Origin of the sequence: Exiguobacterium sp. RIT452 (assembly GCF_003598705.1) — a bacterium.
GTDB classification, from domain to species: domain Bacteria; phylum Bacillota; class Bacilli; order Exiguobacteriales; family Exiguobacteriaceae; genus Exiguobacterium_A; species Exiguobacterium_A undae.
In genome coordinates this window covers 174,954-200,008 of record NZ_QXJB01000003.1, presented here as the reverse complement: position 1 = coordinate 200,008, position 25,055 = coordinate 174,954, and the positions used below count along the sequence as shown (strand labels likewise).

The following is a 25,055-nucleotide window of genomic DNA, read 5'->3' as shown; positions in this document are numbered from 1 at the left end:
CGTTTCTTTTTCATCATACTAAAATTTACCGTTCCCTTGTTTCTGAAAGAGGAACGTCATATCCGAGTGGAGAATAAAGAGAAAGAGTACGTAGTGAACAGCACTACGCATCGTTAACGGCAATCGGGTCGTTTTTATTTCTTTTAAGGAGGCAGCTCATGGCAGAACATTCATCTCCTTCTTCAAGCAGAGTCATCCATGCAACGTTACGCGCTCTCGAAGAACCTGTCGTGTTGGTTGATCGACTAGGTATGATCGACTTTGCGAATCCTGCATTTCATAAACAATTCCTGACAATGTCAGCTGATGTTTCGCTCACTTCGTTTTTTTCAATAGAAGAAACACTTTTTCCACTCTCTCATCAGGTCCGGATTGTCTCCCCTCCCTATGCGTTAACATTTTCGCCGGTGGAGCAGACTGATTTTTATCTGGTGACCATCAAATCACTCGACTTAAGACAGCTGTTGAACTCAACGATCGATGCCGCCTTGCTTGTGACCGACTCGAATTTCTTCATCACCTCGATGAATGAAACAGCGAGTACACTGTTCGGATTTGATTTGACGCACCCGCTCGACCACGTCACACCTATCTCCTTGCATGATGCAGACGAATTTCAACTTCGAAAACAGCATCTGGAACAGTTGAATCTAAAGAATCTGGCGGATGAAGATATTCTTTTACTTCACGGTCGGGATACGGAAAACGAATGGACCTATCATCGAAAAGACGGCTCACGTTTTCAAGGACGCCTCTATATGACACGACTTGAAAACGGCGGATTTTTCTTGTTCATCACGGACATCAGTTCACAAAAACAAGTCGAAACGCATCTTGCCAAAAGTGAACGCCGTTTCCGGCTGATTGCCGAGTCCGTTTTAGAAGCGGTCATCTTCCATGATCAAGGTGTGATCCTCGATGCCAATCGTGCCGCTGAAATTATCTTTCGGACGAAACTCGAACTGATGAAAGGACATCAGATTCTCGATTTCATTCAACCTGAATTTCAAGAGTCTGTTATGCGACGCATCGCCGCCCACTATGAGGAACCGTATGAAGTCATCGGGCGGCGGGCGGATGGAACGTCTGTCGAAATTGAGGTTTTCCCGCGTGAAATCACCTACGATAAAACACGGATGCGTGTCGCTGTCGTTCGGGATATCAGTGAACGGAAAAAAATCGAAAAAATGTTGGAACGCGAAAAAAATGCCATCATGCGTCAGCGGGACATCACCCAGTCCATTCTTCAAGCTTCCAATGAAGGCTTTTTACTGACGGAGGAAGACGGCAGCTTTATCTACATGAACGTCAAGGCGCGAAAATTACTGGATGTCCCGGGCATCGCCCCCAGTAAGATTCAGGAACGGATCAGCATGATCCCAAATCTGGATTTAGCAACCCGTTATGCCATGTTGCAGCAAGTTGAAGAGTTACTGGCCGGAAAACATTCCGAAATTTCTTTCCGGTTCATGTTACAGCAGCCGGATGAATCCAGTAATCATTACTTTGAATTTTATGCGACGTCGATCAAAAAAGAACGCAGCCGCTTTTCCCGGCATGGTTTTTTGTTTGTCTTCCGTGACCGGACAGAGGAACAAAAAATGGATCAAGTCAAAGATGAACTCGTCAGCACCGTATCACACGAATTACGCACACCACTCGCCTCGATTCTCGGCTTCATGGAACTGCTGCGCTACCGGCAACCGACACAGGAGAAAACGACGCGCTACATTCAAATCGTCCATGAAGAAGCCAAGCGGCTGACGACACTGTTAGATGACTTTTTGGATATTCAACGGATGGAAGGCGGTAAACAAGATTACGTCTTCAAGGCCTTCTCCTTACGCCAACTCCTGCTCGAAACGATCGAGACGTTTGGCGAACATGCCGAAACCCACACGATTCAGGTCCATCTGGAGGATGACCCGATCATGATCTTTGCCGACGAAAACAAGATCAAACAAGTCATCATCAATCTGTTATCAAATGCCATCAAATATTCTCCTTCCTGTGACCACATCGATGTTCACTTGAAGAAAACGGCGGATCAAGCCAGTTTGACCGTCATCGATTATGGACTCGGCATTCCACAAAATGCGTTTGATAAGCTTTTCACGAAATTTTACCGGGTCGATAATTCGGCCATCCGCAAGATAGGCGGCACGGGGCTGGGACTTGCCATCTGCAAGGAAATCATTGAATCGCACGGTGGTGCCATTTCCGTCGAATCGGAACTGAATCAGGGATCGACGTTCACGATCGTACTGGATCTCGATCCACGAAAGGAATTTGAGAAACTATGAAACGAACTTACCTGATGACCGGTTTCCCGGGTTTTTTGGCAACGAAGCTTGTCGAACGACTCGCGCTTGTACCGGAACAGATTGACTGCTTTTATCTGCTTTATCTTAAGCAGGAGCAGGCCGGCGCCGAGGCTCAGAAAAATCATTTTTTGAAGACAACTGCCTTACAAGAAGAACAGTTGATTTTAATAGAAGGTGATATTACAAAAGAAGGACTTGGCTTACCGGAAACAACGCGGCAAGAGCTTGCGTCCCGCGTCACCCACCTCTTTCATCTCGCCGCCCGTTATGATTTAGCGACTTCGTATGACCTGGCGTTCCGGATTAACGTCATCGGAACATCCAACGTGACACGACTGGCGCATACATGTGTCCATCTGGAACGATATGTTTACTTCAGCACGGCTTACGTCTCCGGCTTACGAACAGGGACGGTATCCGAACAGGAATTGCTTCATCACGCTGATTTTAAAAATGCGTATGAGGAAACGAAATATTTAGCGGAAGTCCGGTTCCGCGACGAAATCGGTGCGCTTCCGTATACCATCATCCGTCCCGGCATCGTCGTCGGACATTCACAAACCGGCGAAACACCGAAATGGGACGGTGTGTACTTTATCTTAAACGCCCTTCGCCTGCTGGACGCGTTTGCCCCCTTGCCGTACGCCGGTCGGGCGAACGCACTCGTCAATCTCGTTCCGTATGATTATGTCGTTGCGGCGACTACTTACTTGAGTCATGCGCCAGCCGGAATCCGGATGACCTATCATTTGACGGACCCCTTCCCGCACGGCGCCCGGGCGATTTACGAAATGCTGCATGTCGTCTATTACGGGTCCTATCCCCGCGGGGTCGTCCCGTTTCGTCTTGTCACATCGTTGCTGACGCCACGCGTCGCCAAACGATTACAGATGCAGCGTCAGACGCTCGATTACTTTGTCCATCCCGTCCGCTATGATACGAGTAACACATTACGTGACCTCGACGGGACAGGCATCATCTGCCCTGATTTGGCAGAACTGATTCCCCGCCTCGTCACCTATTACAAAACAAACCATTCACAGATTGGAGAAACCTTATGAACGTTTTAATCACCGGGATGAACGGAACGGTCGCTCCTGTCCTTGCAGACGTCTTCCGTTCCCACCATTACGACATCACCGCCTGGGACCGGTCCGTCGTCTCAACGACTGATCCTGCTATCATGGAGGCGTTCATCGACCGGGTCCAACCCGACCTGTTGCTCCATATCGGGATGGGTCCGGCTGAATTCGCCGAAACGCTTGCACGACTGTCGTTTGAACGGAACATTCCGTTTCTGTTTACAAGTACCGCTTCCGTCTATGCCGACGACCAAATAGGACCGCATGATCCTACGGTCGCACCGGCAGCAACGGATGAATACGGCGCATACAAACGAACGTGCGAACGTCTGATCCAAGCGGTCAACCCCGATGCGTACATCGTCCGGATCGGTTGGCAGATCGGACAAGCAGCCGGATCCAATAATATGATTGATTATCTGGAACGCCACGCGGTGACCGGTCCGATTCCCGCCAGCACACAGTGGTATCCTTCCTGCGCCTTTTTAGAAGATACGGCACAGACGCTGTACACGATTGTTACGACGTATACGCCCGGTCTTTATCTGGCGAACGGGAATTCCAACCATTCGTTTTTTGAGATCGTGACCGCCTTGAACACTCTGCACGGTTCAAAGTGGCAAATCACCGAAGACAACCGCATGACACGCGATGACCGGATGACGGATGCACGCGTCGCCATCCGACCGATTTCAGAACGCCTGTCCTTCGTCCATTAAAAAAAGTGTCTTTCGTCCCGTATTGATCGGGACGAAGGACACTTTTTTGACTGTGATAGAAACTCAACCAATCAACATGTTTTCTTTTGGATAACGGATCGTCCGGTCGTGCTGCGTCGCAAAGGTGAAGAGAATCGTCAAGGATCCGACCCGACCAAGCAACATCATGAACATGATTAAGGACTTTCCGAAGTCATTTAATTCCGCTGTGACATTCAGAGAAAGTCCAACTGTTCCGAACGCTGAAACCGTTTCGAAAAACAATCCGATAAACGGCACGTTTGGTTGCGATAAAGCAAGCAACGTCGTGATCAAGGCGATGAACAACAGACTGAACACGGCAATCGCATAGGCTTTTTGAATCGCTTGTGGTCGAACGGTCCGGCGCATCAACACCGTTTCCCGTTGCCCCCGTAAATAGGTCCAGACATTCTTTAGAATGACGGCAGCCGTCGTCACCTTAATCCCCGACCCCGTTGAGGCCGAACCTGCCCCGATGTACATCAAGACCATCATGAGCCCGATCGAGAGCGGCACCATCGTCGTCAGATCAATCGTCTGAAAACCTGCCGTCCGTGTCGTGACGACTTGGAAGAATACGATATGGAGCGCCTCAAAAAACGAATACTCTTTGAGTGAACCGAGATTCGATACCCATTCATAGACCATCATTGCGATGACACCAAGACCATTGATGACAAGCAGCGACATGACCATTAATTTCGAATGGAGCGAAATCTTTTTCCAGCTGCGCTTCGCTGATAAGTCGGCGATGACTGTGAACCCAAGTCCACCAATCATCAATAACGCGGCAATCGTCAGGATAAAGGTCGTATCCTGCTGGAAACCGATCAGGTTGTCGCCCCATAACGCAAAGCCGGCATTGTTGAAGGCCGAAATGGCGTGGAACAACCCATAGTACAACGATTTCCCGAATGTGTACTTATACTGAATAAACAAGTCGAGCGCAATCAGGACCATACCGATCAATTCGACGACGACGGTCGTGACGATGATATTCCGCACCAGACGAATCGTTCCGCCCGGACTGTCGAGATTAAACATCTCTTGAATGATGATGCGTTGGCGAATCCCGATTTTCCGACCGGTTACACTCAATAAGACAAGCGCAATCGTCATGAAGCCAAGTCCGCCGACCTGAATCAACAGCATTAAAATGATTTGCCCGAACAGATTGTACGCTTCCGCGATGTTGATCGGCGATAATCCGGTTACGGTACCGGCAGACGTCGCAACAAATAAACAATCAATAAAGGAAACCTCTTGTCCTGCTTGCTGTGAGACCGGCAACCAGAGTAAAAATCCCCCTAACAGAATGGTGAGGGTAAACCCCATCGCAATGAACCGGGCCGGCTTATCAAATTGATGATAAATCAGTTCCCCGAGCCGTCCAAACTTGGCTAATCGCGAACGTCTTTTATGTGAAAACATGTTCGTACTCCTCCTATATGAAATGACCCAATTGCATCTATCATACTCTCTCAAAAACATTAGTTCTATCTAAATGTACAATCTGCTAAACCTTTTCGTTTTTTTTTGGTAAAATAGATAAAAGTCGACGTTTAATCATAAAAGGAGGTTGAGGGAAACAGTGGACCCTAGGACGGCTGAACATTCGATTGAAGATGTCTCGCGAAGGCTGGAACGCCAATCACAATGGATGCCCGCACAGTTGTATTATCAGTTCGAGGAGTTATTATCACTACATGTGGATCAATCAATTCTGAATGAATTGTATATTGCATTAAAAAAATACGATGTATTAACCGATATAGAGCGTGACGAACGAAACGAAAGCATTCAATTGCTTATCGACGAAAACGGCGCTTGATACTCGGTTTTTGGATTTCCGAGCAGAAGACGCCTCTTCTGCTCTTTTTATTTTTCGTTCACGATCAGACAACATGGGGAAAGGTGGCACAAACAAATGGATATCGTGTCGATTATTGGTATTATACTAGGCCTCATCACCCTAGTCGGAGGAATGATTTTAAAAGGGGCTTCGCCGGTCGCCCTCTTGAACCCGGCGGCACTTGTCATCATCTTTGCCGGAACGATTGCGGCCATCATGATCTCATTTCCGAAAGAGCGACTCAAAATCGTTCCCGCTTTATTTAAGGTCATCTTCTTTGAGCAAAAACTGATGACGAAACAAACGCTGTTGCAACAGTTTTTAACACTTTCGACACAAGCTCGAAAAGAAGGATTGTTATCACTCGAAACAGCACTCGAAGAAGTGGATAATGCCTTCATGCGCCGTGGTGTCATGATGGTCATCGACGGACAACCGTCTGAATATGTCGAAGATGTCATGACCCGCGATCTCGAAAACATGACGGAACGGCATCATGCCAACGCCAACATCTTTACGCAAGCTGGTACATATGCACCGACTCTTGGTGTACTCGGAGCCGTCATCGGACTCGTCGCTGCCTTGTCCGATCTGTCGGATATCGAAAAATTGGGCCATGCGATTTCCGGTGCGTTCATCGCAACCCTGTTCGGGATTTTCACGGGATATGTCCTCTGGTTCCCGTTCGCTACCAAACTCAAGCAAAAATCAGCCAATGAAATCCAACTGTATGAAATGATGATCGAAGGGATTTTATCGATTCAGAATGGAGAGTCCCCTAAAAATCTGGAGGATAAGCTACTTGTGTATCTGACACCGAAGGAGCGTGCGACGTATGAAACGGAAAAAGAAGCCGCATGACGAACATATCTCCGAAGGTTGGCTGATTCCTTATGCCGATCTTCTGACGTTGTTGCTTGCCTTGTTCATCGTTCTGTTCGCTTCGAGTAATGTCGATGCCGTCAAGCTTAAAGCGATGTCCCAATCGTTCAGTTCCGTCTTTAACGGCGGTTCCGGAATGATCACGAACAGTTCGTTGTCGACCTCACAGGAAGAAGAGGACTCCAAAAAGACGGATGCCCGGACAAAGGCTCAAAGTTATGAAATCGCCGAACTTGAAAAAATCAAGGAAGAAGCAAATGACTACATCAAACAACAGAAGCTCGAAAAAGACATCAAAGTCGAAGTGACGAATGAAGGACTGGTCTTTACAATCCGTGACCGTGCGCTCTTCTCCCCTGCCCAGGCCGAAGTGCGTGGCAATGCCGTTCAGATTGCCCAGGGTATGAGTAATTTACTCGTCAAAGCCGGTCAGCGTCAGATTCAGGTGTCCGGTCATACGGACAATATTCCGATCAACACGGCACAATATCCGTCCAACTGGGAGCTGAGCACCGAGCGGGCAATCAGCTTCATGCGGGCGCTCCAACGTAATCCGCAGCTTGCTCCTAAACGGTTTACCGTCAGTGGATACGGTGAATATCAACCGATCGCTTCCAACCAGACGGAAAGCGGTCGGAGTCAAAACCGCCGTGTCGAAGTATTGATTCGTCCGTTGATTGATATTAAAGCACAAAATGTTCTCGACGAGACGAAAGTCACACCATCATAAAAGAAACGCAAACAGGTCCATCCTCGACTATTCCGGGATGGACCTGTTTGCTGTTTTAATAATACGGACGAATCATCAAGTAGACGATGACACCCGTAAGACTGACGTACAACCAAAGCGGCATCGTAAACCGTGTCCACTTCTTATGTTTTTCGAAATTTTGATTTAACGCATGGGCAAGCGACATCAGAACCAATGGGACGATGACTGCCGCTAAGATGATGTGTGAAATCAAAATAAAGAAGTACAACGGACGGACAAACCCTTCTCCTCCGAACTTCGTTGACTCACTGACCGCGTGATAAGTGACGTACGAAATCAGGAACAGCGTCGTCGTCGTCATCGCACCACCGATAAAACGACGGTGGTTGATACGATTTCCACGGCGGATCGAAATCCAGGCTCCGAGTAATAACATGAATGTGAAGCTGTTAAAAATCGCATTCAAGAACGGAAGGATCGTCCAGTCAAATCCGTCACCGACTTGTAACGGCGGCGCAAAAAATAACAGTGCGACCAACAAATTGATAACGAGCGTCAGGATAATGACGAGTGGAACAAAATTACGTTTTTTTGCGGATTGTTGCATGAATTATTCTCCTTGTTTCCAATCAAAGTATCGTTTTAACCATTTTGGTAATGGACCATCAAACAACCGTTCACGCCAGTACAGATCGGCTGCACGCTGGACGGCTGCTCCTCGGATTGGATACGGATGGACGACACGCGACAGTTGACCAACCTTATCTTTACGGGCCATCGCATAGACGACTTCCTGCATCCATTCGCCCGCCTGTTCGCCAATCGCGTGGGCACCAATCAATTTCCCCCGCTTATCCGCAATCAGTTTGACACGTCCTTCCGTCCGACCGTTAATGACAAAACGATCGACTTCATCGAGTCCTGTTTCGTAGACTTTGATGTCGTCATACTTTTGACGCGCCTCTGCTTCCGTCAATCCGAGATGGAAGAGCTCGGGCGTCGTGAATGTCACCCATGGCACCGCACGGTAATCCGGTTTTGTCCGTAAACCGAACAGGGCATTCGTGACGACCGTTTTTCCTTCAAGACCCGCAACGTGCGTGAACGGTAACGATTGAATCGTGTCACCGACGGCAAAGATGTGACGTTGGTTCGTCCGAAGCGACGCATCAACTTGAACATATCCTTTTTCGACTTGAACACCGGCCCGGTCAAGACGCAATGCTTCGATCCGTGGTTTCCGTCCAACTGCGACGAGTACCGCATCCGTCTCGATGACACGTGATTCGTCTCCCGTTTTGACCGTCACTTCAATCCCGTTCGCCGCTTTCCGGACACTCGTGACTGTCGTGGCGAGATGCAGCGTCAACTCTTGTTCGATTTGGCGTTGCAACACGGTGACCATGCTTCTGTCTTCCTTCGGCATCAAGGAATCTGCACCTTCGATGACCGTCACCTCGGTTCCGAGATGCGCATAAGCTTGTGAAAGTTCGAGTCCGATTGCTCCGCCGCCAATGACGAGTAATCGTTCAGGACGTTCGGTCTGTTCAAAAATCGTCTCATTGGTTAAATAAGAAATCGTATCCAGTCCGTCGATTGGTGGGACGATCGGCTGTGAGCCGGTCGAAATGACGAATTTTTCACCAACAACCAGTTGTCCCGCCACTTCAACTTCATTGGCACTTAAGAAACTCGCTTCCCCGATATAAACATCTACACCCAGATCTTCAAAACGTTTTGTCCCGTCATGCGATTGGATGATGTTACGTGCCCGATCGACACTTGCTTTCGTCTTCGCATAAACGGCGTCCCCGTTCAGTGTGATGTTATATTTAGCTGCCGTCTGCTTCATGACATGGACATCATGGGCGGCTTCGATCAACGCTTTCGAAGGCACACATCCGTAATGCAGGCAGTCTCCCCCTAAATGCGTATGCCGTTCAATCAATGCAACGTGGGCACCGAGACTTGCTGCACCCGCAGCAATCGTCATTCCGGCTGCTCCCCCGCCGATTACAACCAACTGATAACTTTTCATCGGGAAACCTCCTTATATCGTGTTGCAATCTCTTCCATCCGTTTCCGGTTGACACCCCAGTCCGAATATCCGACGCGTGAAGCCGAGCGGAAATGGACGAGCTGAGCCGATGGATCAAAATAAAATTCGACATCATCTTTGAAACGTAGAAGTTTGCTTGAGAACACCGCATGAATGTACTGGGCGTCTTCTTTCACGACGTCCACCCGATCCAAACTTTGGAGAATCCGCATGATTTGAAACTTTGATTCTGTCAGATTGCCTTTAAACGGTAAAGGTGCCATTTTCAACGCTTCTTTGTCCGTTTGTGTCGATACCGCATTCGGTTTCCCGGTCAGCGGACTTAATGTTCCGTTCGATACGCCAAGTGCCATGACTGATTCCTCCATTCGTTTCGTCTTACAGTAAATCTCTATTCCCATTTTACTTTACCAGTTCGGTTTCGAAAGCGCTTCTCATTTGACTTTTTCGTTATGCTTTTGTGACCGGCAGGAGAATCGTCGCGATGGCGCCCCCTTCCGGCTGGTTATCGATGAACAGTTTTCCTTCATGCGCTTCGACGAGTTCGCGGCAGATGGCCAGTCCGAGCCCCGTTCCACCTTTCCCTTTTTGGACCTGATAAAACTTCTCCGTTACGTGACGGAGGTGGTTTTTCGGAATCCCGGGTCCTTCATCGCTGAAGGACAGGAACAAGACCCGTTCCGAACGGACCAGACGGATCGTGATTTCGCCGCCTGTCGGTGAAAATCGAATCGCATTATCGAGCAGGTTCAGGAAAACTTGTTTCAATCGATTCTCGTCGTATAGACCGATCACCTGTGCCGGCAGTTTCCGGACGATCCGGATGTCTTTCTCCTCCAGTTTTTGACGCAGCTGTGCCGTCACCGCCTCAATGATTTCCGTGAGATTGACTTCTTGACGGTACAAAACGAGGCGGCTCGTTTCAAGCTTGGAAAAGTCCAATAGTTGTTCGACCAGTGAAATCAACCGTTCCGTTTCCGAATGGATGATTCCCATACCAAGCGAGGCTTCTTCCGGCAAGCGTTCCGGTTCTGCCAGTAAGGTTTCGCTCCAGCCTTTGATTGAGGTCAGCGGCGTTCGCAGTTCATGCGAAATCCCCGAGATGAACTCGTCTTTCAGTGTTTCCTGTTGTTTGATCTGTTGTCCCATATAGTTGATCGTCCGGGCCAACTCGCCTAATTCAAATGTATATTCCTCATTCACTTTGACATCATAATGTTGTTTCGCAATCTGATCGGACGCACCGATGACTTCCTGGATCGGACGGACGATGGATGAGACGAGGCGTGACGAATAAATGTAAGCCAGTCCCCAAATCATGATCCCTAAGACAAGAATCGCCAAACAGATCTCGACAACCCGCTGATCAATTTTGGCGAGTGAGGTCGTATACCGAAGAGCTCCTGTCGTTTGACCAAACGATACGACCGGTTCCGTCACTTCCAACAAATGTTCGTCCGTACTCGGGTCGTCATACCGTTTCGTAATGGTGTCGCCTGCCAACAGACGGGTTGCTTCCTCTTTTGTCAGGTTCCGCTTGGATACGAAGCCGGTCGACGAGTAACGGGGGACTCCCTTGACATCCAACACTTCGATTTCAGCGTCCGTATACGCATACGAATCGAGGACTTCATGAATCGTCGCCTCAGAATCCTGAAAATCATACGCCAGTCCGCTGTTGGCGAATAAAACGGCGCTGGCATTGGCGTGCCGTTTCAGGACATCCGTTGCCGTCACATAATAATAGTTGTACGTCACGAACGATAAGATGCCGATGACAAGTAACACCGTCACGGTAATGATCGTCATGAAACGCATCAGAATCTGTCGTTTCATTTTTCGTTACGCCATTTGTATCCATGACCCCATAACGTTTCAATGAATTCGGGTTCGGCTGGATTTTCTTCAATCTTTTGACGCAGGCGACGGATGTTGACATCGACCGTCTTGCGATCGCCAAAGTAATTTTCGCCCCATACGGCATCCAACAGTTCATCACGCGACATGACTTGATCTTCGTTTTTGATGAAGTGACACAATAAATCGTATTCGGTCGGTGTCACTTCCACATCCACACCTGCTTTTTGGACACGTTTCGCCCCAAGATCGATTCGAAACGGTCCGGACAGCAATTCACGCGGTTGTTTACGGCGGCGTAACGTCTCGACGCGACGAAGTAACGATTGAATCCGTGCGAGCAGCTCCGCGGGGCTGAACGGCTTCGCGATGTAATCATCGGCTCCGACACTTAAGCCCATGACTTTATCTTCTTCACGCGTCCGTGCCGTCAACATGATGATGCCGACGACTTCATCTTTAGAGCGGGCTTGTTCGCAAACGGCAAATCCATCCACTTCCGGCATCATGATATCGAGCAACAAAATATCAAACGTCTGTTGCTCAAACTGGTCCAATGCCTCCCGTCCGTTTTCTGCTTCAATTACTTCATATCCCGCTCGCTTTAAATTAATGACGATGAAACTGCGAATCGCATGTTCATCCTCAGCCACTAATATTTTCGTCATCTTGATTTCCTCCTGCTTTCGCTTTATTCCACAAGGGCTACGTTTGCTGCATATTCGTCATACGATTGATTGGCATCGATGACGTAGACATAATCAATGCCTTCTTTGATTTTTTTCTTTTGTTGGCTGGCGATATACTGATTTTTCGGAATGATTTCGAGTTCAAAATCAATCATGCCGGTTTCTCGGTTAATGAAACGGACCCGGTTATCTTTTTTCTCGATTGTTTCGCGTGTGGCCCAGTTCGCCGGGAAACGCATGACGAAGTTATACTCAAGATCGATGTATTGTTCTTCCCGCAATTCAAATCCGCTTTCGAGAAACGGTTGCACATTGGCGCCGTTCCAGGCATAGTACGCCGTGATACGCGGTTTGTCTTCCGCAGTGCGTCCGACACTTCCTTCCGGTGTGTACTGATGGGCGAATTCAACGACTCCATCTTGATCCACATCTTTCGGGAAGGTATACATCGGCTCAATGATTTCTGTGATTTGATCAAAATTCACTTGATTGAGCTTGGCTTGATCAAGCTGAACGAGCATTAAATGCATCGCCGCGTCACGCGTAAAGGACACGAGCAGTCCTTTTTCCTTTGCTGCATTGATGATGTCGACCTCAAATAAATCGTGATCGGCAAACAGATCACCTTCTCGCATCGGCAGGGATATGGCTTGACGGACGGAAGGAGTCAACGCTTCCTCGTAATAAACCAGCTCTGTCGGTTGACCGGTTTTCAGCAACAGCATGTCTTGGCGTTTGTCTTGATTCAAGTCGGCGATCGTCAATCGATCGTATGTATCGACTTCCGTGACACGCATCGAAGACTTCAGCAGATCCTGCAAGACATAGACGGTATTTTTCTCAAGACTCGTGATGCCGATGACCAACTGATTCAGGGTTTTTGATGGATTGGCAAGGACGTGGAGTTGATCAATCGAACGACCTGCCGCAATCGGCTGACTGACACGCAACACCCACTTCTTTTTCATCCGCTCGTGGACCAACAGGTGGATTTGGAACGTTCCGTCCTGATTGATCCGGTAAAACGTAACCGCTTCTTCCTGACCGTCCCGATCCAAATCAATCAGTTCATACAGTTTGGAAAATGATTGATTGCGGGGCGCCACGATTTCGGCCTGTGCCGGTAAATCGGCATCAATTCTTGTTTTTAACGACTTTTCCCATTCCGGTAAAGCCGGATGTTCCAATAACGAGGCAGGGTGCGGGAATGTGAGACCACATCCTGCTAAATATAGGGTCGATAAGAAAATAACAACATATTTCATCAGACGAATATCCTTTCCGTACATACTCTCTTCAAACTTTATCACACTCTTTCGAGAGAGAGTAATTGTGGAAGAGGAGTCAACTTGTTAAGATGTAACAGATATTCGAAAGGAGTTTACACTTATGGCTTATGAAATGATCGTACTTGATCTGGATGATACATTATTGACGAGTGATCACACGATTTCTCCAAAAACGAAACAAGCATTACTCGATGCACAGCGTCGTGGAAAAAAGGTTGTCTTGGCAAGCGGACGTCCGACTTACGCCATGATCGATCTTGCGAAAGAACTCGAACTCGCCCGCTACGGCAGTTACATCTTAAGTTTTAACGGAGCTTCCATCATCGACTGCAAGACCGATGAAGCACTCTTCTCCAGTACCCTTCTTCCGGAGACTGTCCATCGTCTCTATGATTTAAGTCAACGGGAAAACATTGACATCCATACGTACGTCGGACACGAAATCTATACCCAACACCCTAATCCATACACGACGATCGAAGGGGAATTGACAGGAATGGACGTCGTCACTGTACCCGATTTTAAAGCAGCCATCACAGCACCTGTCGTGAAATGTTTGATGCTCGCAGAAGAAAACCGGTTGGCGGAAGTCGAACAAAAACTGCAACTCGAATTGGCCGGTGAACTCGCCGTCGCCCGTTCCAAACCATTTTTCTTGGAATTCACAGAGGCCGGTGTCACAAAAGGAACCAGTCTCGAATGGCTTGCCAACCGCCTCGGCATTAAGCGCGCCGACGTCATCGCGTGTGGCGACGGCAACAACGATTTATCGATGATCGAATGGGCCGGACTCGGTGTCGCCATGGCGAATGCCGCCGATACCGTTAAAGAAAAAGCCCAGTACATGACCGCCTCGAATGACGAAGACGGCATTGCCCTCGTCGTTGAAAAATTCATGATGGACTAACAATTTCGACAAAAAAGCATTCGATTCCGGTGTCCTCGGAGTCGAATGCTTTTTGTTGTGTTAAGACATACACCAGTCAATCGTCGGGCGACCTTGTTGATTCAACCACTCATTGGCTTGCGAGTACGGACGGCTGCCAAAAAAGCCGCGACTGGCCGAAAGCGGACTGGGATGAACCGATTCCAAGACCAGATGACGCGTCGTATCAATCAAACTTTTTTTACTTTTCGCATGGTTCCCCCACAGAATGAAGACAATCGGTTGCTCCTGTTGTCCCAATACTTCAATCACACGATCCGTAAACGATTCCCAGCCTTTTTTCGCATGCGAGCCGGCTTTTCCGGCTTCGACCGTCAAAGACGTGTTCAGCAAAAAGACCCCTTGCTTGGACCATGCCTCGAGATTGCCCGTCGTCGGCGTCGGACAATCGAGATCGGTGACGAGTTCCTTGTACATATTCCGCAAAGAAGGCGGAATCGCGACACCGTCATTGACAGAAAAACTTAATCCGTTGGCTTGATTCGGTCCGTGATACGGATCCTGACCTAAAATGACACACCGGACATCAGCTGGTGCCACAGCATCAAAGGCATGAAAGATTTGATCTTTTGGCGGATACACGGTTGTTTCCCGGTAAGCCGTTTTAACGAAATCCCATAAACGGATAAAATATTCTTTTTCTTTCTCTTCTTTTAAGATTTCCTGCCAGGCTGAATGCATACGGCTCGCTCCTTTTTCAGTCTCAAGCCCCTGTTCGTTCGGCTTGATTCTGCTATGATGAGTAATGAGGTGGAATAAACATGATTCAAACAACACAGTTATTTGGTTTGCCTTTTGTCAACGCAACACCATCGACATGGTATACCCATATTAAAACGATTTTACACAATAACGAAAAAGCCTTTCTCGTCACGGCTAATCCCGAACTGGTCCTCCGTTCGTTGCGCGATCCCGCTTACAATCATATCTTACAACAAGCGACATACATTACACCCGACGGAATCGGCGTGACGGCCGCCAGTAAACGGATGGGCGAACCCTTAACGGCGACCTTGCCCGGCATCGAGACGGCACGTGAACTTCTTCGGACGGCAGATGCCTTGAAAAAACGTGTTTTTTTACTCGGTGGTCGACCGGAGGTCATGAAAGCTTTACTTAAACAGCTGTCCATCCGTTTTCCCGATATCCAGTTCGTCGGTACGTTTCATGGATTTGGGAAAGAAGAGGAAGCCGCCGCCGCCATCCGCTCGGCTGATGCCGACTTGATCCTCGTCGCGCTGGGGGCACCCAAACAGGAGCAGTGGATTGCTTCCGTCTATGATCAACTGGATCACGGCATCTTCATCGGTGTCGGCGGTGCTTTTGATGTCTGGTCCGGTCACAGCAAACGGGCACCCAAACTGTTTCGTAAACTCAAGCTCGAGTGGCTGTACCGGATTTCCAGCCATCCGCGTGGATTCGAGAAATTAAAGGATCTGTTGCTGTTCGTGTTACTCGTCTTACGTAAAAAATCACGTCTGTAAACACAAAATACCCGCTGTCCGTTTGAAGGGACAGCGGGTATTTTTGTTTCTTATGCGTTGACTGTTGAGAATGAACGACCGAGTTCTGTTGCTTTAACGATCGCTTCTTCTTTGATTTCTTCTGCTTTTTCAGGGTTCATTGCCATACCTTCGATGAACAATGCGTTGTAGTCTGTTACACCTGTGAAAGCAAGTGCTTGACGGAGGTAGTCATCTCCGAAGTTGAGTCCTGAACCAGTGTAGACACCGCCTGTTGCTTGGATGTGGAGTGCTTTTTTGCCTTCCATCAATCCTTTAGGACCTTCTGCAGTGTAAGCAAACGTTTTACCTGCAAGAAGAACGCTGTCGATGTACATTTTGAGACGTGCTGGGAATGAGAAGTTCCACATTGGCGTCACGAATACATATTCGTCCGCTTCCATGAACTGCTCAAGGTGCTTCGTCATCGTACCGACTTTTGTGATTTCAACTTCTGTGAGCGCTTCGCCTGTTGCGAATTTTCCCCATGCGCTTAATACGTCTGTATCGATTTCTTGAACATCTTCGTTGTATAGGTCAAGAACTTCCACTTCAGCGTTCGGGTTAGCTGCTTTGTAGCTTTCGAGGAAAGCTGCACCAGCTTGAAGGCTGAATGAGTGTTCCGTTGATTTCGGGTTTACAGTTACATAAAGTAATTTAGTCATTTTTATTTCTCCCTTTTATCTAAAGTAATTTCTGTAAGTAAATATACCAACACCGTTTTCTTTTGTCAATTAGTTTGATTTCGAAGAATTCAGCAAAAAAAGCTTAATCATGACGATTAAGCTTTTTTTGAATGCGTATAATGATCTGCTTTATGACCAATCCGTTTCAATTGGTCAATCAACTGTTCTTTTTCTTCAATTGAAAGATCGCTGAATAAGTCCGTTAAAAATGCTTCGTGTTTCGGGAAAGTTTCTTCCATCAACGTCCGACCGGCTTCGGTTAATGTCCCGAATGTCACACGGCGATCTGTCGGGCACGATCGTCGGGCAAGAAGTCCACGGTTTTCCAATTTATCGACGACATACGTCACACTGCCGCTTGTCAGTAAAATCTTATCACCGATTTGTTGAAGCGGTGTGTCTCCTTTGTGGTACAACAACTCAAGTACACCAAATTCCGATAAATTCAATTGATGTGTCTTGATGTCCACCTTTACTTGTTCCGTTACCGCATGCATTGTACGAGATAGAACAACGAGCATTTTTAATGCCAGCTTCGAGTCTGTCGATTCCATTTTACGTTCGCCCCTCTTTATCTTCATTCGAAACAATCATAGACCTCTTTTTTCCATTGGTCAATTCCAGCTCGGATTTCTACCCTTTCGACAGACGCCCCACATTTCCCTTGCCGTGAAACGCGTTCCACAGATTATGGTCTTGATATACACTACAAGGGAGGCTTTCATCATGTCATTGCAAACAATCTTACAACGGCTTTTCCAAAAAAATGTGGCATTTGAATTAGCGATTGAACAACTGTATACACCAACCGGCTACTACCTGTGTAAACATACGCTGGTCGCCCAGTACAAAGAGTTGACGCCGGCTCATCAGGTCGAACTGTTGCAAAAAATTTCCGAACAGATTGAGCGCTCGACTTGGCTCGAAGGATCGATTACGAAACAAGACTGGATCCATCTCCACCAGCAACTATCCAACAACCGATAGGAGGAACCTTTGATGACCAACATTCGTGACTTGGCACGTGAAGCAGATGTTTCAGTGACGACGGTCTCGCGTGTCCTTAACCATCATCCGTATGTGGCGGACGATAAACGAAAAGCCGTCCAAGATGCCATCCGCAAACTGGGTTACATCCGGAACCAGACAGCCGTCCAGTTATCCACCGGACAGACCAAGACGATTGGTGTCATGCTCCCTTATGTCGACCATCCGTATCACGCCGCCATCCTCCAAGGAATCGCCCGATGTGCTTTCGAAGAGGACTACCGGTTTTTGACCTGGCAGACGAACTATGTCAAGTCACACGAACAAACCGTTCTGCAAGCGCTCGCCCAACGTGAAGTCGATGGACTGATCATCGTCTCCCACAGTCTTGCCGTCGAGGACATTCTAAACTATGAACAATACGGACCGATTGTTTTTTGTGAACACCATCCAGATGTCTCTGCTGTCTATATCGATCACTATACAGCGTTCCAAAAAGGGTTGGCTGCCTTCCAGTCCCTCGGACATACCGAAATCGGCATTTGTCTCGGCCGACCGGACAGCACCAATAGTCTTGCCCGAAAACGAGCCTATCAGGATACGGTGGCATGTACGCCGTCAGAATGGATTTACGAACATTCGCTGACAATCGAGGATGGTGCAAGTATCGCACGCCACTGGTTAAGTCAGCCCCGACGTCCGACCGCTCTTTTGACGGCAAGCGACCACGTTGCGGCCGGTATCATCCTGGAACTGCGAAAACGGGGCTACCGCGTTCCGGAGGATTTAGCCGTGATCGGTTTTGACGGCAGTGATTTGGCCGTCGTCTTGAACTTGACGACCGTTGCTGTCCCTTATGAGACAATCGGGCGGGAAGCTTTCTCCATCGCGATCAGTGATACGTGGCGCGATCATCCGCAAATCGAAATTCCGACCACGCTCTTGAGTGGAATAACCGCGAATCTCGCTGTGAATACACGTTAAAAAAGGTCATCAAACGGCTCGTTTCTGCCGTTTGATGACCTTTATTTTATAGTTGTGACCGTTTCAGATCATGTTACTGTGTTGATTTCTTTTTCCGAAAACGAGCAAAGAATTCATAAACGATCGGTACGATCAACAGTGTCAACAAGGTCGAACTCGTTAATCCACCGATGACCGTTACACCCAGTCCTTTCGAAATCAGTGCGCCGCCCTCAAGACCTAACGCGAGTGGTGATAACGCACCGATTGTTGCGAGAGCTGTCATCAAAATCGGACGTAGTCGCGTTCCGGCTGCATCAAGTAATGCCTCCCGCGTATCCAGCCCTTCATTTTCCTTATGAATGACCCGATCAATCAGAACAATCGCATTTGTGACGACGATTCCAATCAACATCAAGGCACCAATCAACGAGGAGACAGAAATCGTTTCCCCTGTAATCAACAGGGCAAGTAAACCACCGATGATCGCAAATGGAAGCGAGAACAAGATGACGAGTGGCGTCAATGCTCCACCAAACGTGACGACAAGGACAAGATAGACGATCGCAACTGCTGCTGCCATCGCAAGTCCAAGTTGCGTGAACGATTCTTGAATCTGCTCCGTCACTCCGCCTGCGTCATAGGATACGCCTGTCGGAAGGGCAATCTTCTTGACGGTTTTGTCGATCGCCTGTGAGGCTTCTGTTGCTTTATCCGTTTTCAGTTCTGCCGTGACGGTCGCGACAAGTTTTCCATCACGTTCACTGAGTGAATCCGGTGTCGTTCCTTTTTTGACCGACACGAACTCTGATAATTTCCGTACGCCGAGCGGCGTCGTGACATCCGTTTCTTCCAAGTCATTAATCGAATCATACGTCGTCTGTTCGTTTGATACGATGACGTCTAATTCTTTTCCGTCTACTTTTATAGTAGAAAGTGGTTTTTCTTCCCCTTGGACATTTGCGATGCCTTGGGCCAGTTGTGCCGTCGACACACCAAATTCCGCTGCTTTTTGTTGATCGACTTCAAACGTGTATTGTGTGTACGACTCTTTTAAGTCTGTCGTCACTTTTCGAACGTATTTCGATTCACCCTCGATCGCTTCGACGAACTTAGGTGTCATCGTTTGTAAATCTTCAATCGAGTTGGCATAGATCGAATACGAGACACCCGAAGAGGCCGCTCCGCCGCTGAAGTCTTGTTCTTTCCATTCTCCAGTCGGGATATCTTGGTTCAACTGTTTAATCGCTTGTTGTTTAATGTCTGCAAAGTCTTCTGTGTCCGGATCATACTGGGCAATGAAGACGGCTTGTTTCGTGTTTCCCGGATTCAATGGATTTTCTCCACCGACCGTAAACTGTAAGTTGTCGACACTGCTTTGTTTGTCAAAGTAAGCTTCTGCCTGGTCAGCGGCCTTCAATGAATCTTCCAGTGTTTGACCCGGTTTTGGATTGTAGGTGACATAAAACGTTTTTTCACTCTCTTGATTCAAGAAGTTGACGCCGATTGCCGGAACGAGTGCAAAGCTGCCGACCAGCATCAGAACAGCCAGACCAAAGACCACAAGTTTATGATTCAAGGACCAGTTGAGCACACCACGGTACCAGTTCGCGAGTTTACCGCCATCTTCTTTTTCCGGTTTTGGTGCCTTCCCGCGTTTGAACAATGAATCGGCAAACATCGGTACAACCGTGACCGCAACGATCAACGAAGCAAACAGGGCAAAGACGACCGTCAAGGCGAATGGCAGGAACAACTCGCCGACGAATCCGGTGACGAATCCAAGCGGCAAGAAGACCGCAATCGTGACGATGGTTGACGAAGCAACCGGAATGAACACTTCACGTGTCGCATCGATGATCAAGGCTTTTCCTTTTAACGGTTCAGCCGGATCCGTCAATCGCCGGTAGATGTTCTCAATGACGACGATGGAATCATCGACGACCCGACCAATCGCAACGGTCATCGCACCAAGCGTCATGATGTTGAGTGAGATGTCCAACTGTTTCAAGACGAGAATCGCCATCAACAGAGAGAGTGGAATCGAAATGACGGCAATGATCGTTGATTTAATGTTACGCAGGAACAAGAGAATGATGATGACCGCGAACAAGGCGCCGATCAAGGCCTTGCTGACCATCGTCGAGACCGACTCTTCGATCGGTTTCCCTTGATCCAGGGTGACGGATGCTTTTACGGTGCTGTTATCTTTCTCAAAGGCTTGAATCGTCTCTTTGACGGCATTCACGACTTCGACGGTATTCGCATCCTGTGATTTCGTCACTTGAACACCAATCGATCGTTCTCCGTTCGACCGGGAAATCGATTCTTCGATCCCTTTATCCTCGATTGTCGCCAGTTGCGACAATTTGACGGTCGGTACTTGGGTCGGAGCAGCCGTTGCGGGTGCAGTTGGACTTGAAGCGGGTGCCTCCGTTGCTTGTGTTGGCGCTCCAGTTGGTGCTTGTGCTCCTGCTCCAGGTGACGCCTGGCCTGTTTCCGCTGACGGCTGTGGCGTGTACGGTAAACGCAGATTCTTTAGTTCATTGACGGTTGTCGCTTTTCCATCCAATACAACCGCCTGCTCTTGATCTCCCAACTCATATAAACCGAGTGCCAAGCGGGAATCATTTGCTTGAATCAGTTGTTTGACGTTCTCTTCCGTCAATCCATACTGTTGTAATTTCTTTTCATCAAACTGAATCTCGATCCGGCGAATTTCTTGACCCGCAATTTGTACTGTCTGCGCCCCTTCAATTCCTTCGAGTTTCGGTTGGAGTTCACTTTCAACCAGTTTGGTTAAATCGGACAACGAACGTTTTTCGTCCGATACGGCAAATCCGATGACAGGGAAGGCATCAAATGAGATCCGGGAAACTTGAGGTTCCTGTGCCCCTTCCGGCAACTCGACGTTCGCTAACGCCTCTTTCACTTTCTGCTCCGCTTCGTCCATATCGGTACTGAAGCTGTAGTCGATTTGCAGATTCGACGCATTTTGGAAAGACGAAGAACGGACCGTTTCGACGCCGCCTAAGTTCTCTACTTTACTTTCAAGTTCACGACTCACTTCGTCCAACACTTGTTCCGGGGTCGCACCTGGATAAATCGTCGTTACCGAGACCGTTGGTGTCGTGATGTCTGGTAACGTTTCGAGTTTCATCGTCGTTCCGGCATAAATACCGGCAACCGTGACGATGATCGTCAGTAACCAAAGAGCAAACTTGTTATTGACTGAAAATTGAATGATACGCTTCATGGTAAGGATTCGCCTTCTCTCTTCTTTTTCAATTTATTTCTCATGTCCGGATGCTTGATCCATCGCACGTGCTTGTGTAAGTAAACGGTTAATCAAGGACTGGCGAAGCTCGGGTGTTGGCTCGCCAAATTGAAAGTGTTCCGACATCTTTAAGCCGTCTAACGTAAAACGAATCATCATTGCATCAACAGGATCCGTCTGTTCCATCAATCGGTCAAAAAATTGATGGACCTGTTTCTTTCGTTCTTCAACGAAATCAGCATTTTCCTTCAAAAATGACAATAAAAACACGACCGTATCGATATCCAGACAAATCTCTTCGTCCCGCTGGGCTTGGAGCATGACGAATGCTTCCATTTGACCAAGCCCTTGTTCACGATAGGTTTGATATTGCTGAAACTGACGGGCTTCTTGTTCTTCGATGACCCCCATCAGCAATTCTTCTTTTGAAGCAAAATGATACAACAGCCCACCCTTTGATACGTTGGCCTGTTTCGCCACTTCTTCAAGCGTCAATTGTGGAAAACCCCGAGTCAGCATAATTTGAACCGTCGCATCCGTGATCCGACGTCTTGTTTCTAATGCTTTTGCACTGACCATGGTCTCTCTCCTTTCTTTTTACTGTACCGTCCGGACGGTTTCTTTTATAAATATACGAATTTCTTTTCGAATTTGCAAGATTAAATCGATGTTTCACGTGAAACGTTTTCGGGTTACACAATCTACATCCGAAACAACAAAAAAATCCACACGATTCCCGCTCTTTTCAGATCGGGAACATGCGGACTTTTTCAGATGATGGTTAGACGTCTTCGCGGGCACTTTCCATTAAGGCTGCATGCATCGCTTCTGCTAACTGATGTTCACGCAAGACATGCACCCCGCGATCCGTCGGTCCTCCGGGAGCTGCCACATCTTGAATCAGTTCTGCCGTCGGCCGTTCTTCATGCAACAGTAGTTCCGCCGAACCCTTCATCGCTTGTGCGATGATTCGCCGTGCAGCGGATTCATTAAAACCAGCTTTCGTTAACACCGGTGTCATGGCACCGACGATTTCATAGAAGAAAGCGGGACTGCATCCTGCTGCTGCCATCAAATACGGCATGGTCGAAGCATCCGTTTCAACCGTTTCACCGACTCGTTCAAACAACGTCGTTGCTTGCCGTTTCTTGATGTCAGAAACATGATCACCGAACCAAAGACCAGTCATGCCTGTTCGAAAGGCGACAGGCGTATTCGGCATCGCACAAACCGCTCCACACGTCACATGCGCTTCGATCTCGGCGGGTGTGATGTGGGCTGCGACGGAAATCAGAAGTTGATCCGTCCAACGGTGTTGTTTGATGTATTCCAGGACACCGTCCGGTTGCATCGCTAAGACGATGACATCAAACCGATCGATTTGTTCGTCCGTCGTCGTCCGCACCCCATACTGCTCTGCCAAGGCAAAAAGTCGGGCACGATCCGCTCGGTTCGTCATCGTAATCGTCTGCGGTGAGATTCCGGAATCAATCCATCCCTTGACGAGTGCTTCACTCATCGAACCTGCACCTACCATTAAAATGTTCATGTTCATTCCTCCCAACAAAAAAAGGACCAGTCGCTGCTGGCCCTTTTGGATTTCCTAGTCATTATACACGAACGGCTAAATCTTCGACAGCAACGACACGCAACCCTTTTTCATTCAACTTCTTGACGATTTTCTTTTTCGTCTTGTCATCACAATCTGTTGGTAACGTGATCAAGACACGACGCATGACACTACTTTTCGCATCAAGTGTCATGAGACTTGCGACCGTCGAATATTTATTGACGATTTTGGCGATTTTTTCAAGCGCACCTTTTTGTTCACTGAGTGCCACTGTTAAGACATAACTTCCCGAATCACGGTTCCATGCTTCTTCCAGCATACCGAGCATCTTTCCGTGTGGTAAGATACCGAAAAATTGTCCGTCATCGTTCAGTACCGCGATATACGGAAGTTCTTTAATGGAAAAGAAGACTTCAAAGAAGTTGCTTCCCGTATAGATGAACTTCGTCGTATTCTTAATCAATGTCATGACATTGTCGTCTAAACTGCCGCCATTCATGCCATGGCGATAGATGTGCATTTTATAGATGTTCCCTTTGAACTGTTGACCGGATTGATCCAGAACGGGTACACAACGATATCCCGTTTCTTCCAACGTCTGTAACGCTTCACGGAGCGTGGCTGTTTCTGATACTTTGACACACTGGTGTTTCGGGATGCATAAACTTTGAACGAGCATACAAAACGTCCTCCTCTTTCCTCTTCATGGTTCTGGCTGAACTGCCGATCGATCCTACCTAGCTTATCATTCGCTTTTGGTTCTCGTTTTCCTGCTTTCCTTCTATTCCCTTCTCAACACCAACCGAAAACACAACTTTCCTTTAGAATCAGGAGGAAAAACCTACGATTCAGTAGGTTTTTAAATCATTATTAAATCGGCAATCTGCTTTACATTAAGATTTATTAAGATTTCGTAAAGAAGAGCCATAGTTGTATTCTTTTACAATAGCGTCTGATACAATCGAACTCGTGAAGTTACTTCACTATTCTTGTTCTTAATATGGAGGCAGAAAGAATGTTTAGTAAAAAACAAGATCCATTCGCAGTGAAATTATCTGAGATTGCAGGACACCTGAAACAAACGTCACAATTTTTCGTCGATTTTAAAATTAATGGTATTGCCGATGTTAAAGAATTCGCCCATAAAGTAAAAGATTTTGAAACAGCTGGTGATGATCTGATGCACCAACTCATCATTGATTTAAACAATGCTTTCATTACACCGATCGACCGTGAAGATTTATTGGCACTCGCTAATTCGCTTGACGATGTTCTCGACGGTTTTGAAGAATGTTCAGCTATTTTTGAAATTTATAATATCGTACAAGCAGACGAGCACATGATCCGCTTCGTCGATGAGATCCACATTGCTGTCAACGAACTCGCTTTGGCGATGGACCTGTTGGTTGCCCGTAAACTTCAACCGATGCGTGAACACGTCATTAAAGTAAAAGAACAAGAAACGATTTGTGATAACTTACGTCGTAAGTCAATCAAAGCCTTGTTCGCTACAGAAACCGATCCAATTAAAATCATCCAATACAAAGAAATTTATGAATCGCTCGAATCAATCGCCGATTACTGCCAAGATGCAGCAAACGTCATTGAAACGATCATCATGAAAAACGCATAAGTGAG

25 protein-coding genes are annotated in these 25,055 nt (G+C 47.7%); 11 read left to right on the top strand and 14 right to left on the bottom strand.

Annotated elements, in window-relative coordinates; genetic code table 11:
- Positions 1-158: 158 nt before the first annotated feature.
- Genes D3D03_RS09965 through D3D03_RS09955 form a run of 3 tightly spaced genes read left to right on the top strand, consistent with a single transcriptional unit; the run spans position 159 to position 4,125 of the window.
- Positions 159-2,303, top strand: a complete 2,145-nt coding sequence (locus tag D3D03_RS09965) for a PAS domain-containing sensor histidine kinase (RefSeq protein ID WP_119923474.1) — start codon at positions 159-161, stop codon at positions 2,301-2,303.
- Positions 2,300-3,385, top strand: a complete 1,086-nt coding sequence (locus tag D3D03_RS09960) for an SDR family oxidoreductase (protein WP_026831741.1) — start codon at positions 2,300-2,302, stop codon at positions 3,383-3,385. The genes D3D03_RS09965 and D3D03_RS09960 overlap by 4 nt, the downstream gene beginning before the upstream one ends.
- Positions 3,382-4,125, top strand: coding sequence for a sugar nucleotide-binding protein (locus D3D03_RS09955; protein ID WP_119923473.1), 744 nt, complete (start codon positions 3,382-3,384; stop codon positions 4,123-4,125). The genes D3D03_RS09960 and D3D03_RS09955 overlap by 4 nt, the downstream gene beginning before the upstream one ends.
- 63 nt (positions 4,126-4,188) lie before the next feature.
- Here D3D03_RS09955 and D3D03_RS09950 read toward each other — a convergent pair whose 3' ends face one another.
- A complete protein-coding gene (locus D3D03_RS09950) occupies positions 4,189-5,577 on the bottom strand; it encodes a TrkH family potassium uptake protein (RefSeq protein WP_026831739.1) in 1,389 nt (462 codons plus the stop codon).
- 160 nt (positions 5,578-5,737) lie between these two features.
- Between D3D03_RS09950 and D3D03_RS09945 the strand changes: the two genes are divergently transcribed.
- The 3 genes from D3D03_RS09945 (at position 5,738) to motB (ending at position 7,610) form a co-directional block, all read left to right on the top strand.
- Positions 5,738-5,977: a hypothetical protein gene (locus D3D03_RS09945; protein WP_026827175.1), complete on the top strand. Its 240-nt coding sequence runs from the start codon at positions 5,738-5,740 to the stop codon at positions 5,975-5,977.
- 96 nt (positions 5,978-6,073) lie between these two features.
- A complete protein-coding gene (gene motA, locus D3D03_RS09940) occupies positions 6,074-6,859 on the top strand; it encodes a flagellar motor stator protein MotA (protein ID WP_026831738.1) in 786 nt (261 codons plus the stop codon).
- Positions 6,834-7,610, top strand: a complete 777-nt coding sequence (gene motB, locus D3D03_RS09935; RefSeq protein WP_026831737.1) for a flagellar motor protein MotB — start codon at positions 6,834-6,836, stop codon at positions 7,608-7,610. Before motA ends, motB begins: the two co-directional genes overlap by 26 nt.
- Before the next feature lie 55 nt (positions 7,611-7,665).
- Here motB and D3D03_RS09930 read toward each other — a convergent pair whose 3' ends face one another.
- From D3D03_RS09930 to D3D03_RS09905, 6 genes are all read right to left on the bottom strand, one after another.
- Positions 7,666-8,199 carry a DUF420 domain-containing protein gene (locus tag D3D03_RS09930; protein WP_026831736.1) on the bottom strand — a complete coding sequence of 178 codons (534 nt, stop codon included), beginning with the start codon at positions 8,197-8,199 and terminating at the stop codon, positions 7,666-7,668.
- Positions 8,200-8,202: 3 nt separating this feature from the next.
- Positions 8,203-9,630 carry a dihydrolipoyl dehydrogenase family protein gene (locus tag D3D03_RS09925; protein ID WP_026831735.1) on the bottom strand — a complete coding sequence of 476 codons (1,428 nt, stop codon included), beginning with the start codon at positions 9,628-9,630 and terminating at the stop codon, positions 8,203-8,205.
- Positions 9,627-10,004: a DUF1499 domain-containing protein gene (locus D3D03_RS09920; protein ID WP_026831734.1), complete on the bottom strand. Its 378-nt coding sequence runs from the start codon at positions 10,002-10,004 to the stop codon at positions 9,627-9,629. Before D3D03_RS09920 ends, D3D03_RS09925 begins: the two co-directional genes overlap by 4 nt.
- A 97-nt stretch (positions 10,005-10,101) precedes the next feature.
- On the bottom strand, positions 10,102-11,487 hold the full coding sequence (locus D3D03_RS09915) for a sensor histidine kinase (RefSeq protein ID WP_026831733.1): 1,386 nt from the start codon (positions 11,485-11,487) through the stop codon (positions 10,102-10,104).
- A complete protein-coding gene (locus D3D03_RS09910) occupies positions 11,484-12,176 on the bottom strand; it encodes a response regulator transcription factor (protein WP_026831732.1) in 693 nt (230 codons plus the stop codon). Before D3D03_RS09910 ends, D3D03_RS09915 begins: the two co-directional genes overlap by 4 nt.
- A gap of 23 nt (positions 12,177-12,199) precedes the next feature.
- The gene (locus D3D03_RS09905; protein WP_233550683.1) at positions 12,200-13,462 is read right to left on the bottom strand and encodes a hypothetical protein; all 1,263 of its coding nucleotides are present in this window, start codon (positions 13,460-13,462) and stop codon (positions 12,200-12,202) included.
- Between the two features lie 124 nt (positions 13,463-13,586).
- Here D3D03_RS09905 and D3D03_RS09900 point away from each other — a divergent pair, with 124 nt between their 5' ends.
- The gene (locus D3D03_RS09900) at positions 13,587-14,393 is read left to right on the top strand and encodes a Cof-type HAD-IIB family hydrolase (protein WP_026831730.1); all 807 of its coding nucleotides are present in this window, start codon (positions 13,587-13,589) and stop codon (positions 14,391-14,393) included.
- A gap of 60 nt (positions 14,394-14,453) precedes the next feature.
- Here D3D03_RS09900 and ung read toward each other — a convergent pair whose 3' ends face one another.
- Entirely contained in the window at positions 14,454-15,113 is a 660-nt protein-coding gene (gene ung, locus D3D03_RS09895; protein WP_026831729.1) for a uracil-DNA glycosylase, read from the bottom strand.
- 80 nt (positions 15,114-15,193) lie between these two features.
- Here ung and D3D03_RS09890 point away from each other — a divergent pair, with 80 nt between their 5' ends.
- On the top strand, positions 15,194-15,916 hold the full coding sequence (locus D3D03_RS09890; RefSeq protein WP_026831728.1) for a WecB/TagA/CpsF family glycosyltransferase: 723 nt from the start codon (positions 15,194-15,196) through the stop codon (positions 15,914-15,916).
- A gap of 50 nt (positions 15,917-15,966) precedes the next feature.
- Here D3D03_RS09890 and D3D03_RS09885 read toward each other — a convergent pair whose 3' ends face one another.
- Together D3D03_RS09885 and D3D03_RS09880 are read right to left on the bottom strand one after the other, a co-directional pair.
- Positions 15,967-16,599: an NAD(P)H-dependent oxidoreductase gene (locus D3D03_RS09885; protein ID WP_119923471.1), complete on the bottom strand. Its 633-nt coding sequence runs from the start codon at positions 16,597-16,599 to the stop codon at positions 15,967-15,969.
- A 116-nt stretch (positions 16,600-16,715) separates the two neighbouring features.
- Positions 16,716-17,174: a MarR family winged helix-turn-helix transcriptional regulator gene (locus D3D03_RS09880; RefSeq protein WP_026831726.1), complete on the bottom strand. Its 459-nt coding sequence runs from the start codon at positions 17,172-17,174 to the stop codon at positions 16,716-16,718.
- Between the two features lie 172 nt (positions 17,175-17,346).
- On the opposite strand from D3D03_RS09880, the gene D3D03_RS09875 reads away from it, so the two are divergent.
- Positions 17,347-17,607 (top strand): hypothetical protein, encoded by a 261-nt coding sequence (locus tag D3D03_RS09875; RefSeq protein ID WP_119923470.1) that lies wholly within the window; start codon positions 17,347-17,349, stop codon positions 17,605-17,607.
- Positions 17,608-17,619: 12 nt separating this feature from the next.
- Positions 17,620-18,591 carry a LacI family DNA-binding transcriptional regulator gene (locus D3D03_RS09870; protein ID WP_119923469.1) on the top strand — a complete coding sequence of 324 codons (972 nt, stop codon included), beginning with the start codon at positions 17,620-17,622 and terminating at the stop codon, positions 18,589-18,591.
- Positions 18,592-18,664: 73 nt separating this feature from the next.
- Here the strand turns inward: D3D03_RS09870 and D3D03_RS09865 are convergent, their stop codons facing one another.
- From D3D03_RS09865 to cbpA, 4 genes are all read right to left on the bottom strand, one after another.
- Positions 18,665-21,826: an efflux RND transporter permease subunit gene (locus D3D03_RS09865; RefSeq protein WP_119923468.1), complete on the bottom strand. Its 3,162-nt coding sequence runs from the start codon at positions 21,824-21,826 to the stop codon at positions 18,665-18,667.
- A gap of 33 nt (positions 21,827-21,859) precedes the next feature.
- Positions 21,860-22,426 (bottom strand): TetR/AcrR family transcriptional regulator, encoded by a 567-nt coding sequence (locus D3D03_RS09860; protein ID WP_119923467.1) that lies wholly within the window; start codon positions 22,424-22,426, stop codon positions 21,860-21,862.
- A gap of 202 nt (positions 22,427-22,628) precedes the next feature.
- Positions 22,629-23,396, bottom strand: a complete 768-nt coding sequence (locus D3D03_RS09855) for a pyrroline-5-carboxylate reductase family protein (protein ID WP_119923466.1) — start codon at positions 23,394-23,396, stop codon at positions 22,629-22,631.
- 61 nt (positions 23,397-23,457) lie between these two features.
- Positions 23,458-24,096: a cyclic di-AMP binding protein CbpA gene (gene cbpA / locus D3D03_RS09850; protein ID WP_026831721.1), complete on the bottom strand. Its 639-nt coding sequence runs from the start codon at positions 24,094-24,096 to the stop codon at positions 23,458-23,460.
- A gap of 336 nt (positions 24,097-24,432) precedes the next feature.
- Here cbpA and D3D03_RS09845 point away from each other — a divergent pair, with 336 nt between their 5' ends.
- Complete coding sequence (locus tag D3D03_RS09845) at positions 24,433-25,050, top strand: DUF47 domain-containing protein (RefSeq protein ID WP_026831720.1); 618 nt, start codon at positions 24,433-24,435, stop codon at positions 25,048-25,050.
- The last annotated feature ends 5 nt before the right edge of the window (positions 25,051-25,055 follow it).